General features: G+C 61.7%; 11 protein-coding genes and 1 tRNA gene. 11 read left to right on the plus strand and 1 reads right to left on the minus strand.

All coding sequences use genetic code 11. From position 1 onward, the window contains the following. The first annotated feature begins 529 nt into the window (after positions 1-529). Positions 530-2,575 (plus strand): phage tail tape measure protein, encoded by a 2,046-nt coding sequence (locus tag A7A77_RS09770; RefSeq protein WP_066556917.1) that lies wholly within the window; start codon positions 530-532, stop codon positions 2,573-2,575. Between the two features lie 79 nt (positions 2,576-2,654). Then, a complete protein-coding gene (locus A7A77_RS18535; protein ID WP_082836037.1) occupies positions 2,655-3,176 on the plus strand; it encodes an excalibur calcium-binding domain-containing protein in 522 nt (173 codons plus the stop codon). 9 nt (positions 3,177-3,185) lie between these two features. Here A7A77_RS18535 and A7A77_RS09775 read toward each other — a convergent pair whose 3' ends face one another. Continuing rightward, positions 3,186-4,535, minus strand: a complete 1,350-nt coding sequence (locus A7A77_RS09775) for a tyrosine-type recombinase/integrase (RefSeq protein WP_066556922.1) — start codon at positions 4,533-4,535, stop codon at positions 3,186-3,188. Positions 4,536-4,651: 116 nt separating this feature from the next. Here A7A77_RS09775 and A7A77_RS17845 point away from each other — a divergent pair. From A7A77_RS17845 to phoB, 9 genes are all read left to right on the plus strand, one after another. Then, a tRNA-Glu gene (locus tag A7A77_RS17845) sits at positions 4,652-4,725 on the plus strand. 128 nt (positions 4,726-4,853) lie between these two features. Next, positions 4,854-6,056: a sensor histidine kinase gene (locus A7A77_RS09780; RefSeq protein ID WP_066557152.1), complete on the plus strand. Its 1,203-nt coding sequence runs from the start codon at positions 4,854-4,856 to the stop codon at positions 6,054-6,056. Positions 6,057-6,211: 155 nt separating this feature from the next. Next, the gene (locus tag A7A77_RS09785) at positions 6,212-7,597 is read left to right on the plus strand and encodes an OprO/OprP family phosphate-selective porin (RefSeq protein WP_066556925.1); all 1,386 of its coding nucleotides are present in this window, start codon (positions 6,212-6,214) and stop codon (positions 7,595-7,597) included. Positions 7,598-7,754: 157 nt separating this feature from the next. Then, complete coding sequence (locus tag A7A77_RS09790; protein ID WP_066556933.1) at positions 7,755-8,798, plus strand: substrate-binding domain-containing protein; 1,044 nt, start codon at positions 7,755-7,757, stop codon at positions 8,796-8,798. A 23-nt stretch (positions 8,799-8,821) separates the two neighbouring features. Beyond that, on the plus strand, positions 8,822-10,222 hold the full coding sequence (pstC, locus tag A7A77_RS09795; RefSeq protein WP_066556936.1) for a phosphate ABC transporter permease subunit PstC: 1,401 nt from the start codon (positions 8,822-8,824) through the stop codon (positions 10,220-10,222). Between the two features lie 7 nt (positions 10,223-10,229). Continuing rightward, complete coding sequence (gene pstA / locus A7A77_RS09800) at positions 10,230-11,528, plus strand: phosphate ABC transporter permease PstA (RefSeq protein WP_082836038.1); 1,299 nt, start codon at positions 10,230-10,232, stop codon at positions 11,526-11,528. Positions 11,529-11,537: 9 nt separating this feature from the next. Beyond that, positions 11,538-12,347 carry a phosphate ABC transporter ATP-binding protein PstB gene (gene pstB / locus A7A77_RS09805; protein WP_066557158.1) on the plus strand — a complete coding sequence of 270 codons (810 nt, stop codon included), beginning with the start codon at positions 11,538-11,540 and terminating at the stop codon, positions 12,345-12,347. 20 nt (positions 12,348-12,367) lie between these two features. Continuing rightward, entirely contained in the window at positions 12,368-13,042 is a 675-nt protein-coding gene (phoU, locus tag A7A77_RS09810; protein ID WP_066556939.1) for a phosphate signaling complex protein PhoU, read from the plus strand. 104 nt (positions 13,043-13,146) lie between these two features. Continuing rightward, positions 13,147-13,836, plus strand: a complete 690-nt coding sequence (phoB, locus tag A7A77_RS09815; protein ID WP_066556950.1) for a phosphate regulon transcriptional regulator PhoB — start codon at positions 13,147-13,149, stop codon at positions 13,834-13,836. Positions 13,837-13,842 lie beyond the last annotated feature (6 nt).

The raw sequence follows: 13,842 nt of genomic DNA on the forward strand, positions 1-13,842 counted from the left end.
GTTACAAAGCCCACGGGGCGAATTTCCGAGGGATGTGCATTTTGGAGATTTTTGCGAGCGGTAGGTTTAGGTGAATTAGTTGTGTGTGGGTGCATGCGCTGATTGGTTGGGTACACAAGGTAAGCACACACCCAGCTTAAATTATTGAATTTAAAACATTTGTGTAGGAGGTGGGTGTACAACCACCTTTTAAAAGACTTTTAGAGATTGAAAGGCCCCATAGGGAAAGCGGGGTAATTATAGGAAAGTCGCTCCACCCCTTACACCCGCCCACCCTAAAATGGCGATATTTCCGCTTATTTTCAGTACTTTGGTATTTTGTGGACCCTTGCGCGGGACTTACACCCCAGTTTCCGCAACTCCCGCTCAGCACCACCCGCCTCCCGTCTGGCGTGCGCCGTGCCCGGCTTATCAAACTAGCGATGCGTTAAAACGCTGCGCGATGGGCGGAAATTCGCCCCGTGGGCTTTGTAACCGTATGTGTTGGATAGGTGCACCATGTGCAGGGCATAAGTGGGATTTTCAGCCAATGGCTAACCAGCGTTTAAACGCAATCATTACGATTGGCGGCACTGTAACCGGCGGGCTGAAAAGCGCGCTGGGCAGTACGCAAACGAAGTTGCGAGCCATCGGCGGCACAATCCGCGATCTTGAGCGCGAGCAAAAGGGCTTGGGCCGGGCAATCCGCGACGCGGACGGAATGCCGATTTATCATTTGCAGCGCCGTTACGACGCCTTGACGGGCAGGATTGAGCGCGCCCGCCGCGAACAGGAAAAGTTCAAGCGGGCGATGGAAACCCGCAACGCCGGGCGTGGCATGATGGGCGAGGCGCTGGGCACCATTGCCACGGTCGGCGCGGTTGCGGCGACGGCGGGGCTGCCCATTGTCCACGCTGCCAGCTTTGAAAAAGCCATGCTTGGCGTCGCCAAACAGGTTGACGGCGCGCGGGATAGTTCCGGCAAGCTGACCCAAGTTTATCACGACATGCGCCGTGAAATTCAATTGCTGGGCCGCGAAGTTCCGATTTCCACGAACGAACTTGCGGGCATGGTCGAGCAGGGCGCGCGCATGGGCATTGCGCGCGACGGGCTGATTGATTTCACGCGCACAACGGCGAAGATGGCGACCGCGTTGGACCTGCCGCGCGAGGAACTTGCCGACAACATGGGCAAGATTGCGAACCTGTACGGCGTGCCCGTGCCGGAAATCGAAAAGCTGGGCGACGCAATCAACTATCTGGACGACAACGCGCTTTCCAAGGGTGGCGATATTGTCGATTTCCTGCGCCGCACGGGCGGCGCTGCCGGGCTGGTCAAGGTTTCGGCAACCGAAATGGCGGCGCTGGGTTCAACGCTGCTATCGCTGGGCGAGCGCAGCGAAACCGCGTCCACGGCGTCAAACGCATTCATTCAAAAGCTGGCGGCTGCCGACAAGGGCACGAAGAAATTTCGCGGCGCGCTGGATGAAATCGGGCTGTCCGCCGCTGCCGTGCAAAAGGGGATGCAGACGGACACGCAAGGCACGATCCTGCAAGTTATCGAAGCCGTGCGGAAACTGCCCAAGGAAAAGCAACTTGGCGTGCTGGTTGATCTGGTGGGCCTTGAGCATTCCGACAGCATTTCAAAGCTGGTTTCCGGCGTGGACGAATACCGCAAGCAAATTGACCTTGTGAACAGCGACAAGGCAGGCGGCAGCATGGGCCGCGAGTTCGCCGCGCAGCTTGAAACCACGTCGGCGCAATTCGAAATCCTGAAAAATCGCGCTTATGAAACGTCCGTCAATATCGGCGCGGTTTTGCTACCCACCGTCAACAAGGCAATGACAGTGATAGGCGGGATCGCCAGCGCAACGGCGGACTGGTCGCGCGAGCACCCCGTCCTTGCCAAGAACATCATGGCTGTCACCGGCGCAGTGGTCGGTGGCGTCGTGGCCCTCAATTCGCTCAAGTTTGCATTTGGAGCCGCGCAAGCTGCTGGCGCAACGCTTAAGCTGATGATGGCCACAAACCCGATTGGCCTTGCCGCCATTGCCATCGGCGCGGCGGCGTTGCTGATCTATCAGAATTGGGACGCAATCAGCGCGTTTTTCAGCAACCTTTGGGCTGGGATCAAAACCACGGCGGGCGAGGCGTGGACGTTCCTAAAGGACTTGTTTTTCAAGTTTCACCCGCTGGGCATCGTCATTACCAATTGGGAGCCGCTGACAAAGTATTTCGGCAACCTTTGGGGCGGGCTGAAATCGAGCGCCGCCGGGTTCATTGATTGGATCATGGATAAGCTGGCTGTCGTGGGCGATCTGGCGCGGGGCGTGCGCGGTTTCTTCGGCGGCGGCGACGACGCCAAGCCCGCCAAGGCTGGCGCGGGGCTTCCCGCACGCCGCACGCCGCCACCTGTGCCCGCAAGCGCATGGACGCGCGCCGGGGCTGGCAACGCGACCACGAACAACAACACTTTCCATATCAAGCAACAGCCGGGGCAGGACGGCAAGGCGTTGGCGCGGGAAGTGATGAAGGAAATGGACGCCCGCGACCGCAAGCGCCGGGGCGGGGCACTTTATGACAAGGCAGCCGGGTAAATGGTCGCCCGCCCGCTGCCCCTTGCTGATCGTAGGCCAAAGGAAGGCGATATTAACTCATTAGAGCTAATCAAGCGCCATGCGCTTCAAGAAGCCCTTTAAGGCCGTCCCGATCAATCCCGACCCGGCTTATCTTGAAAGGCGGCAAAGGCGACAGGCCCCAATCCCTGTCGGTCAAAAGCCAACAAGCCCGCCAAAAGTGAAGCCGATTCCGAGCGCCGCCCCCGCCCAACAAACTAGCCCTGTCACCGCTCGCAACACCAAGCAGATACAGCCAAGCCGCAAACCCAGTCGAATTACCCCACGCCGCCGCTTGGGCAACGACACAAAGAAAATCGTAATTCTGGCGGCACTCTTTGGCTCAGTCGCCGGGGTTGGCAGCGTGGCGCTTGAACCGGGCAGCCGCGCTAAGTTCCATGCACTCGCAGTTGAATGGCACCTCGTTAGAGCGCGCGAACCTCAAGCCGGTGATTACTGGTCTGAATGCAGCGAGGCAAAGGCAGCGGGCACCTATCCAATTGGGGCGACAGAGCCGGGCTATAGGTCTGAACTGGATCGCGATGGCGACGGTATAGCATGCGAACGCTACCAGGGAACCTGATCCAGTGCGCTAACTCAACGCAGGCACCAACGGCACGACAGCAGCCGCCGCCAGATCGTCCAGCCCGTCCGCAATCCAGCGCCCATAGTGCCTTTCGATCATGGCAATGGACGTGTCATGCAACGCCGCGACCAGCCGCAACGGCAACCCGGCCCGGATGCCGCGCACGATGCTGGAATGACGCAAAGCATAGGGCACAACGTCGGCGTCCAGCCCGACCGCTTCCCGAATGTCGGCCCACGGGCGCACAAGCTCGCTTGGCGTCGCCCATGCCATGCGCCCGGCGGCAACCCAGCGGATCGAACCGGCGGCTTGTTCCATGCGCTGCCGCGTCAACAGCGGTTCGCCCTTCCCGCGCCCCTTGATCGCGGGGGCGAGCGCCGCCAGCACGTCCGCCCCGATAGGCACGGGCGTTGCGTCCGGCTTGCGCCCCTTCCCCTTGCGGCTTGGCGGCACCATCAACCGCGAACGATCAACCTGCAAGTCGCGGACGGTCAACCGGGCAACCTGCGAAAAGCGCGCGCCGGTCGCCGCAAGCACTATGACCATTCGGAAAAAGTCGCCGCCCATGCCCCGCGCGTCGTCCACGTCACGCGCCGCCGCGATGATCGCGCCAACGGTGGCGTCCGGCAAAATCTGGTTGTCGCGCGCCACGGCTTCGCCATCGTCAACGCTCGCGCTGCCGCCGCCGGTCGCCACGCTCAAACCGACCTTGACGACGCCGGGCAGCGTTGCGGGCAGGCGCGCCCGGTTTTCCAGATATGCCGCGTTGAGCGCCGCCTTTAGATCGTTGATCGCCCGTTGCCGCGTCGCGCCCTTCAAACTGTCTGGCAATCCCTGCCGCCACGCGATTAGGTGCGCTTCCTCTAGTTCGTGCAACATGACCGCCGCCAGCGGCGAAGGTTCAACCGCTGCCCGCTGTCCGCGCGCTTCGCGGCCCGTCACATATCGTTCCATTTTGTGCGTCGCGTCCGAACGAACTGGACGGCCCTTGCGGGCGCTGTCGCGGGCATCGCGCCCGGCGCAGTACGCGGCAACCGCCGTCGCCACGGCGCGCGGCGCGCCATCTGCCGTTGCGCGTTCCTCGATCCGGGCCGCTTCCACGCGCTCGCGCGCCGCCCGGATGGCTGCGTTATAATCTAGCGTGCCTTCGCTTATCGCGTCGTCGGCGGTGCCTAGCTGGTCGCGGTGATAGCCGCCGCCCGAAACCCGCCAACGCACCAACCAAACGCCGCCCCGCTTGCCCTTCCGATAACCTAGATGCGTGTCCGCATCTATGCCGCGCCAGTGCAAGCCCTCGCCCAGCTTCGCGCGCGCGTTGCGGGTCGTTAGGGGCGCTTCCGTCAATGTCCGTGCCAAGTGCCGTTTCCTGAAACCGTGAAATAAGCGTGAAATATACCCCCGTTTACGCTGGTTTACGGCAGGACGCAAAAACGGCAGATTTCGGCCATTTACGCTTTACGCTGGTTTACGTCGGCTTGCGCAAAAGGGCGATTTTTAGCGCCCTCTCACGGCTGAAACACGGGTTCGATTCCCGTAGGGGTCACCAACCTCCCGATATGACAGGCACATGACTCTGGCGCACGGCGTTGATGCGTCTTATGCGATTGCCGTGGAGTGCCTTTTCGTGATTCCCTGCCCGATCCGTCCCGCGCAATCGCGACAGGGGAACCCGTGATGCAACGCTCCTTGCCATGGGGTGGATTGCTGCTGGGCCTCGCCGGCTCGCTGACGCTGCTTTTCGTCACCTGGGACTTCTGGCTCTCGCTTGCCATATTCGTGGTCTGGATCGGCTCGCTCCTGCTTTCGCGCCCCGCGCCCGAAATGGCTCCGGTGCGCGGCGATGGCATGACGATCACGCAGGATCGCATCCGCGAACTGATCGAACCACTCAGCCTGTCCTGCCTCGTCATGGAAAACCGCCGCATCACCGTTGCGAACAAGGCAGCGCGCGACGTGCTGGGCAACCATGTCGTGGGGCAGGATGCCCGCGTCGCCCTGCGCCACCCCGAAGCGGTTCGCCTGCTGGACAGGAACGAGGGCGGAGAGGCCGTAATCAAGGGACTGACCGGTCCGCGCAGTGTCTGGGCGATGGCGCTACGCCCCGTCGACAGTTCGAAGACGCTGATCGAACTGGTCAATCGCACCGCAGAGGCCGACATCAGCCGTGCGCATACCGATTTCGTTGCCAACGCCAGCCACGAACTGCGCACTCCCCTCGCCTCTATCATCGGTTACGTCGAAACGCTGATCGATGCCGATGTCGAGGAGCAGGTCCGCCCGATGAAGCAGGAAACGCGGCTGCGGTTCCTCGAAACGATCGCGCGCGAAGGGAAACGACTGCAGGCGCTGGTAGAGGATCTGATGAGCCTTTCGCGGATCGAGGCGGAAAAGCACGACCTGCCTGCCCTCGTCCTTGATCTCGGCACCAGTCTGGAGACTGTGATTTCCGGCATGCAGTCGCTTCACGGCAAGGACCGGATCGTGCTCGAACGCGCACAGATCCCGATGCCGGTGCGCGGTGACGAACAACAGTTGCACCAGCTGGCCCGCAACCTGATCGAGAATGCCCTGAAGTACGGCGCGCCCGACGAACCCGTGCGCGTGGCGATCCAGCGGAGCAACGGCCAGTTCGAATTCAGCGTCAGCGACAGCGGCGAAGGCATCGCGCCGGAACACCTGCCCCACCTCACCCGACGCTTCTATCGCACCGATCCGGGACGCAGCCGCGCGGTCGGCGGCACCGGCCTTGGCCTGGCCATCGTCAAGCATATCGTGGAGCGACATCGAGGTCGTCTGGAGATCGACAGCAAGCAGGGCATCGGCACGAAAGTCACGATTCGCCTGCCACGTCATGTCGAGGATTCGGTCCCGGCCTGAACCGGACAGTCCGTCCGCTCATAGTTTTTGTCGCCCGAAAACACGGCCTTCCGTGCTTAGGCTGCCGATTCCGCACGTCTGTAACAAAAACGTCATCTCATGGTCATACTGGCGTCGCTGTTTGGACACATAATAGTAACAAAGGGCGTACCCACATGAGGATTTCACAGTTTTCAGAAATTGGGGTTTCCGCAATCGCCGTGATCGCATCGGCCGGGCTGGCCAGCCCCGCGTTCGCGCAGGATGCCGATGCGGCGGCCGTGCAGGCAGAGCTTCAGCAGATGCGCGCGCAGATGCAGGCAATGGCGTCGCGTATCGACACGCTTGAGGCCCAGCTCGAAACCGCAAATGCGAAAGCTGACGCGGCAGCAGAAACCTCGTCGACCGCTCTCGCCACGGCAGAGGCCGCCAAGAGCGAGACGAAGATCAGCTGGAAAGGCGCTCCGGAAATCGAGACCAAGAGCGGCTGGTCGTTCAAGCCGCGCGGCCGCCTGCAGTACGATGCAGGCGTGATCTCCGCTCCCGACATGGAAAAGGATATCGACGACGGCTTCGGCAACGAAGCGCGCCGCGTCCGCCTTGGCGTCCAGGGCGATATGCCCGGCGGCTTCAGCTACAAGTTCGAGGCTGATTTCGCCAAAAGTGAAATCGAGATCGCCGACGCATTCATCGGTTACGAAGACGGCGGCCTGAAGCTTGCGATCGGCCACCAGAACAATTTCCAGTCGTTGGAAGAGCTGACCAGCAGCCTCAACATCTCGTTCATGGAGCGCGCCGCGTTCACTGACGCCTTCGGCTTCGAACGCCGCGTCGGTGCTTCCGCCGCTTACAAGGCCGGCGACCTGCTGGTACAGGGCGGCGTGTTCACCGCGAACATCCACGAAACGGGCGAGAACAAGCAGTGGGGCGCGGACGGCCGCGTGGTGTTTGCACCGAAGACCGGAAACACCCAGCTGCACTTCGGCGGATCGCTGCACTATACCGATCTCGACGGCGACGTTTCCTCGGTCAGCTACAGCCAGCGCCCGTTCGTGCACTTCACCAGCACGAAATTCATCAAGGCCAGCGTCGCTGGCGCATCCGAGGAAACCGGATATGGCCTTGAAGCGGCAGCAATCCGCGGCCCGCTCCACTTCTCCGGTGAAGCCCACTGGCAGAGCGTATCACGCCCCGGCCTTGCCGACCCGACATTCTTCGGTGCCTCTGCCGAAGTCGGTTACTTCCTCACGAGGGGTGACACGCGCGGCTACAAGAACGGGATCTTCGATCGTGTGAAGCCTGCCAATCCGGTGGACAAGGGCGGCATGGGTGCGCTGCAGGTGAACCTGCGCTACGACCGGCTTGATCTCAATGACGCGGGCATCGTCGGCGGCACGCAGGACGGTTACGCCCTGTCGCTGATCTGGATGCCCACCAATTACACCCGCTTCATGGTGAACTACGGCCGGATGGAATACTCCGACGCGGTCATCGCAACGGCTGGCGACGCGACCTCATACGGAGTCGATGCCTTCGGCGCGCGGGCGCAGATCGACTTCTGATCCGCAGAAAAGTTTCCACAGCAACTGTGGTTTTGAACATAAATCACTGAAATATTTAATTTGTTATATTTTTGACCGGGCGCTTTCTGGCTGTCATATGCTTGTCACGACAAAGCCATAGAGCGCCCGGCAGAAATCCACGCAAAAGGAACATTCCATGCGCTTTACCAAGACGATCGTCATTGCAGCATTGTCCAGCGCCGCCCTAGCCGCTTGCGGTGGCCAGCAGGCCGCTTCGCGCGACCAGATCAAGGCGGTCGGCTCCTCCACCGTCTATCCCTTTGCCAAGGCTGCGGCAGAAGAATTCGCCCGCGCCTATTCCGGCCAGTACAAGTCGCCGATCATCGAATCGACCGGCACCGGCGGCGGCATGAAGCTGTTCTGCGCCGGCGTCGGCACGCAGCACCCCGACATCGCCAATGCATCGCGCCGCATGAAGGCGAGCGAATACGAGACCTGCAAGGCCAACGGCGTCACTGAAATCGTCGAACTCGAAGTCGGCAAGGACGGTATCGCCATCGCCGAATCGAAGGAAGGCCCCACCTTCGGCCTGACCGTGAAGCAGGTGTACGAAGCGCTGGCCAAGGAACCCTATGGCAAGCCGAACACCGCCAAGAACTGGTCGGACATCGATCCCTCGCTGCCTAACGAGCCGATCCTCGTCTACGGCCCGCCGTCGACTTCGGGCACGCGCGACGCGCTGGCCGAACTGATCCTGACCGAAGGCTGCAAGACCGATGCGGCAACCAAGGCCCTGAAGGAAACCGACGAGGATCGTTACGAACAGATCTGCACCGAAGTTCGCACCGACGGTGCGTATGTCGAGCAGGGCGAGAACGATAACCTGATCGTCCAGAAGCTGGCTTCGAACCCGCAGGCGATCGGCGTTTTCGGCTATTCCTTCCTTGAAGAAAATGCCGACAAGCTGCGCGGTCTGGCCATCAATGGCGTCGAGCCGACTTACGACAACATCGCCAGCAATTCTTACCCCGGTGCGCGTCCGCTCTACATCTATATCAAGAAGCAGCACCTTGATGCCGTTCCGGGCCTGCGGGAGTACATCTCGACTTGGGTGGAAAATTGGGGCAAGGGCGGCCTGTTCACCAGCAAGGGCATGATCGCATCGACCGATGCGGTCCAGTCGGCCCAGTCGGACGTGGTCAAGAACATGACCGTGCTCGATGCCACGGTTCTGAAATAAGTCCGTTCTAGACGTCAGGGAATATGTCGCCAGCCATCTTCGTCCTCCTAGCTATCGGCCTCGGTCTGGTCGGATGGCTGGCAGCCCGTTCCCGAGCATGGGCCTTCGCCACGGCAAACGCCGCAAGTGGCGGGGGCCGTGTGCGTCTGCACTCCCTGCCTTCGTACCATGGCTGGTACGTCGCGCTGTGGGCCTTCATTCCGGCCATCGTCTTCGTGATGATCTGGAACGCGATCAGCCCGCACCTTGTCATGCAGGCGATCCTTGCCGATCCGGCGGCGGCACAGCTGCCCGAATTCGGCATCACGCGTGACACTGTCCTGGCCGAGGCGCTTGCCGTGGCCAGCGGCAATGCCAACGGCGTGTTCAACCCGCTCGCGACACCTCTGGTGGAACCGGCAACCGCCGCGATGCAGCGTTATGCGATCATCGGCGTGATCGTCACGATCCTGATCGGGTTTACCGGCGGCATCCTCGCTTTCCTGCGGCTGAAGCCGGACTTCACCGCACGCACCCGTGTTGAGCGGGCAGTGATGATGATCCTGCTGCTCGCCTCGCTCGTCGCGATCCTGACGACGTTCGGCATTCTCGCTTCGCTCGTGTTCGAAACGATTCGCTTCTTCGGGATGGTCAACCCGATCGACTTCCTGTTCGGCACCCACTGGTCCCCCGATCCGATGCGCGATCCGGCATACGCGGACGGGGCCGATTACGGCGCGTTGCCGCTGTTCTGGGGCACGATCTACATCGGTGCGATCATCGCCATGATCGTCGCCATCCCGCTCGGATTGATGAGCGCGATCTATCTGACGCAGTATGCCAATTCGACTTTCCGCAAGTGGATGAAACCGCTGCTGGAGATTCTCGCCGGCGTACCCACCGTCGTCTACGGCTACTTCGCCGCGCTGACGGTCGCGCCGTTCATCCGCGACGTCGCCAAGTCTGCGGGCATCGCCAGCGCCAGCAGCGAAAGCGCGATTGCCGCTGGCCTCGTGATGGGCGTGATGATCATTCCGTTTGTGTCCTCCATGGCGGACGACTCCATTGCGGCCGTTCCCTCGGCGATGCGTGACGGCAGCCTTGCGATGGGCGCGACAAAGTCCGAAACGATCCGCCGCGTTCTCGTCCCCGCCGCCCTTCCCGGCATCGTTGCCGGCGTCATGCTGGCGATCAGCCGCGCGATCGGCGAAACGATGATCGTGGTGATGGCCGCCGGTGCCGCCGCGAACCTCACTGCAAACCCGTTCGAAAGCATGACCACGGTCACGTACCAGATCGTTGCGATGCTGACGGGCGAAGGCAGCTTCGACCATCCGGCCACGCTGTCGGCGTTTGCGCTCGGCATGGTCCTGTTCATCGTCACCCTTGCGCTCAACTTCATCGCCCTGCGCGTCGTGAAGCGCTACCGCGAAGCTTACGAGTAAGCCTGTCATGAGCACTGCTGACATCACCGGCCCGAATGCCGGCCACGGGGGCGCAGACCACGATCTGCACCGCAAGGAACGGGCCGCCCGCATCGCGGCGCGGCTGGAAAAGCGCTACGCCTCCGAACGCCGGTTCAAGTATCTGGCGATGGGCTCGGTTATTTTCTCCGCGCTGGTCCTCGCCTTTCTGCTTTTCACGATGACCGCGAACGGCATCGCCGGTTTCACGCGCGCCGAACTGAAAGTGCCGATCGATTTCGCCGGCGCGGGCCTTACCATCACCGAAGAACGCCTGTCGCAACCTGGCGCCGAAGGCGCGCTTGGGGCAGCCGGACTGCCCGATGTGTTGCAGTTCGCCGCAACGGAAGCCTATGGCCCGGAAGTCGCCGAACAGCTTGGCGCAAGCGCATGGCGCGACCTTGCCCGCCAGCTGGTGTCCGATCCGGCGATGATTACGCAGAATACTACCGTTTCGGTGCCGGTCAGTGACGATCTGGCCTCTGCCTATCGCGGTGAAGGCGATCCTGCCCTTCGCGCCGTGGCAGCCGATCTCGACAGCAAGGGCGTGCTGGGACGCGCGTTCGACTGGGGCTTCCTGCAACGCGCCGACGCGACCGACCCGCAAGAGGCGGGCATCTGGGGTGCGCTGAAGGGTTCGCTGCTGACGATGATGGTCACGCTCGTGCTGGCCTTTCCGATCGGGGTGCTGGCCGCAGTCTACCTTGAGGAATATGCACCGAAGAACAAGTGGACCGACATTATCGAGGTTTCGATCAACAACCTCGCCGCGGTTCCGTCGATCATCTTCGGCCTGCTCGGCCTTGCCGTCTTCCTCGCGATTTTCCCGAACTACCGCTCTGCCCCGCTGATTGGCGGCATGACGTTGGCGCTGATGACGATGCCGGTCATCGTCATTTCGGGGCGCAACGCGATCAAGTCGGTTCCGCCCTCGATCCGCGATGGCGCACTGGCGATCGGGGCCTCGCCGGTGCAGGTCGTGTTCCACCATATTCTGCCGCTTGCCCTGCCCGGTATCCTTACCGGCACGATCATCGGCATGGCCCGCGCGCTTGGCGAAACGGCTCCGCTGCTGATGATCGGCATGCGCGCATTCGTTGCAACCCCGCCTGACGGCCTTACCTCCCCGTCAAGCGTTCTTCCCGTGCAGATCTTCCTGTGGTCGGACGAGATCGACCGCGGCTTCGTCGAGCGTACCAGTGCGGCGATTATCGTGCTTTTGCTGTTCCTGCTGGTCATGAACGGTTTGGCCATCTATCTGCGAAACAGGTTCGAAAGGCGCTGGTAAAGGATGAAAATGAATAATCCGGACCTGACTAGTGTGGCACAGGCGTCCTTCACGGACTCCGGCCCCGCGAAGATCAGCGCCAACAAGGTGTCGGTCTACTATGGTGAGAAGAAGGCGATCGACGAAGTTTCGATCGACATTCACACCAAGTACGTGACCGCCTTCATCGGCCCGTCGGGCTGCGGCAAATCGACGTTCCTGCGCACGCTGAACCGCATGAACGACACGATTCCCAGCGCGCGTGTCGATGGTGAAATCCTGCTCGATGGCGATGACATCTACCGCTCGAAGATGGACGTGGTGCAACTGCGCGCACGCGTGGGCATGGTGTTCCAGAAACCGAACCCGTTTCCGAAGTCGATCTACGAGAACATCGCATACGGCCCCAAAATTCACGGCATCGCCGAATCGAAGGGCGATCTCGACGGTATCGTGGAGCAATCGCTGCGCCGCGCCGGTCTTTGGGAAGAAGTGAAGGATCGCCTGTCCGATTCGGGCACGGCACTTTCGGGCGGTCAGCAGCAGCGCCTCTGCATCGCGCGCGCTATCGCGGTCGACCCCGAAGTGATCCTCATGGATGAGCCGTGTTCGGCCCTCGATCCTATCGCCACCGCGCGAATCGAGGAACTGATCGACGAGCTTCGCGGGCGCTATGCCATCGTGATCGTGACCCATTCCATGCAGCAGGCGGCCCGCGTTTCGCAAAGAACCGCGTTTTTCCACCTCGGAAACCTTGTCGAGTATGGTCGCACAGGTGACATATTCACAAATCCGCGCGAAGAACGGACGAAGGATTACATCACCGGCCGCTATGGCTGAGGAAGGCACGGCAAGGCAAAATGGAACATACCGTAAAGGCCTTCGAAGAGGATATTACCCGTCTGCGCGGCCTGATCGCGGAGATGGGTGGCCTGGCAGAACTCTCTGTTCAGGAAGCGCTGGAAGCTATCGTCAATGGCGATGACAACCTCGCCGAGAAAGTCATCGCCCGCGACAAGGAAATCGACGCGCTGGAAATGGAAGTAGACAGGCTTGCCGTCCGCATCATCGCCCTGCGCGCGCCGATGGCGGACGACTTGCGCGAAGTCATCGCAGCACTGAAGATTGCCGGCGTCGTCGAACGCATCGGCGACTATGCGAAGAACATCGCCAAGCGGATCGGCAAGATCGAAGGGCGCCGCAAGTTCGAACCGCTCGCGCTGATCCCGGCAATGGGCGAAGTCGCGGCCGAGATGGTCCATGACGTGCTCACGGCCTATGCTGCCCGCGACCCTCAGCTTGCGCGCGAGGTGATCGCCCGCGATGCGGTTGTCGACGCATTCTATGACAGCATCTTCCGCAATCTGGTCACCCACATGGTGGAGAATCCGGCCACGATCGGATCGGCCGCGCAGCTGCTGTTCGTTGCCCGCAACGTCGAACGCGTGGGCGACCATGCGACCAACGTTGCCGAAATGGTGCATTTTGCTGCCACCGGAACCTATCCGCCGGATCGCGAGGAGTTGAATCCCTGATCGACAGGCCCGTGCCGGAACGGACCGGTCGCGATCTTGTCATACGGTGGTAACAATAAACGTGTGAAGGCAGGTTCAGGTCGGAAATTTCGAAAGGCCATCACTTGCCATCCCCTCGCCTGCTCCTCGTTGAAGACGACACCTCGCTGGCAGAACTGCTGCAGTACCGCTTCGAGGCCGAAGGTTACGACGTCGTCGCCACGCCCGATGGTGATGAAGCGCTGCTTCTTGCCAACGAACAGGCGCCCGATCTCGTCATCCTCGACTGGATGGTCGAAGGCACGAGCGGGATCGAGATCTGCCGCCGCCTGCGCCGCGACAAGGAAACGGCCCACGTTCCCATCGTGATGCTGACGGCGCGCGGGAACGAGGACGACCGCATTCGCGGCCTCGAAACCGGTGCCGACGATTATGTCACCAAGCCGTTTTCCCCGCGCGAGCTTATCGCGCGCGTCGGCGCGGTCCTGCGCCGTGTCCGCCCCGCGCTTGCCGGAGAGATGCTGGAAGTCGGCGACATCAAGCTGGATGCCACCAGCCACCGCGTGACCCGCCGTGGCCAGTCGCTTCAGCTCGGTCCAACCGAATTCCGCCTCCTCAAGTTCTTCATGGAGCACCCAGGCCGCGTTTTCAGTCGAGGCCAATTGCTGGACGCGGTCTGGGGCACCGGCAGCGATATCGAACTGCGCACCGTCGATGTTCACATCCGTCGCCTGCGCAAGGGTATCACGCTGGACGGCAGCAAGGATCCGGTCCGCACGGTGCGATCGGCCGGTTACGCTTTCGAGTCGGTGTAACCGCCC

The organism is Croceicoccus bisphenolivorans (assembly GCF_001634625.1).
Taxonomy (GTDB): Bacteria; Pseudomonadota; Alphaproteobacteria; order Sphingomonadales; family Sphingomonadaceae; genus Croceicoccus; species Croceicoccus bisphenolivorans.

Coding starts and splice junctions, on each gene's coding strand:
- A7A77_RS09770 (WP_066556917.1), top strand. CDS start 530: ATGGCTAACCAGCGTTTAAACGCAATCATTACGATTGGCGGCACTGTA.
- A7A77_RS18535 (WP_082836037.1), top strand. CDS start 2,655: ATGCGCTTCAAGAAGCCCTTTAAGGCCGTCCCGATCAATCCCGACCCG.
- A7A77_RS09780 (WP_066557152.1), top strand. CDS start 4,854: ATGCAACGCTCCTTGCCATGGGGTGGATTGCTGCTGGGCCTCGCCGGC.
- A7A77_RS09785 (WP_066556925.1), top strand. CDS start 6,212: ATGAGGATTTCACAGTTTTCAGAAATTGGGGTTTCCGCAATCGCCGTG.
- A7A77_RS09790 (WP_066556933.1), top strand. CDS start 7,755: ATGCGCTTTACCAAGACGATCGTCATTGCAGCATTGTCCAGCGCCGCC.
- pstC (WP_066556936.1), top strand. CDS start 8,822: ATGTCGCCAGCCATCTTCGTCCTCCTAGCTATCGGCCTCGGTCTGGTC.
- pstA (WP_082836038.1), top strand. CDS start 10,230: ATGAGCACTGCTGACATCACCGGCCCGAATGCCGGCCACGGGGGCGCA.
- pstB (WP_066557158.1), top strand. CDS start 11,538: ATGAATAATCCGGACCTGACTAGTGTGGCACAGGCGTCCTTCACGGAC.
- phoU (WP_066556939.1), top strand. CDS start 12,368: ATGGAACATACCGTAAAGGCCTTCGAAGAGGATATTACCCGTCTGCGC.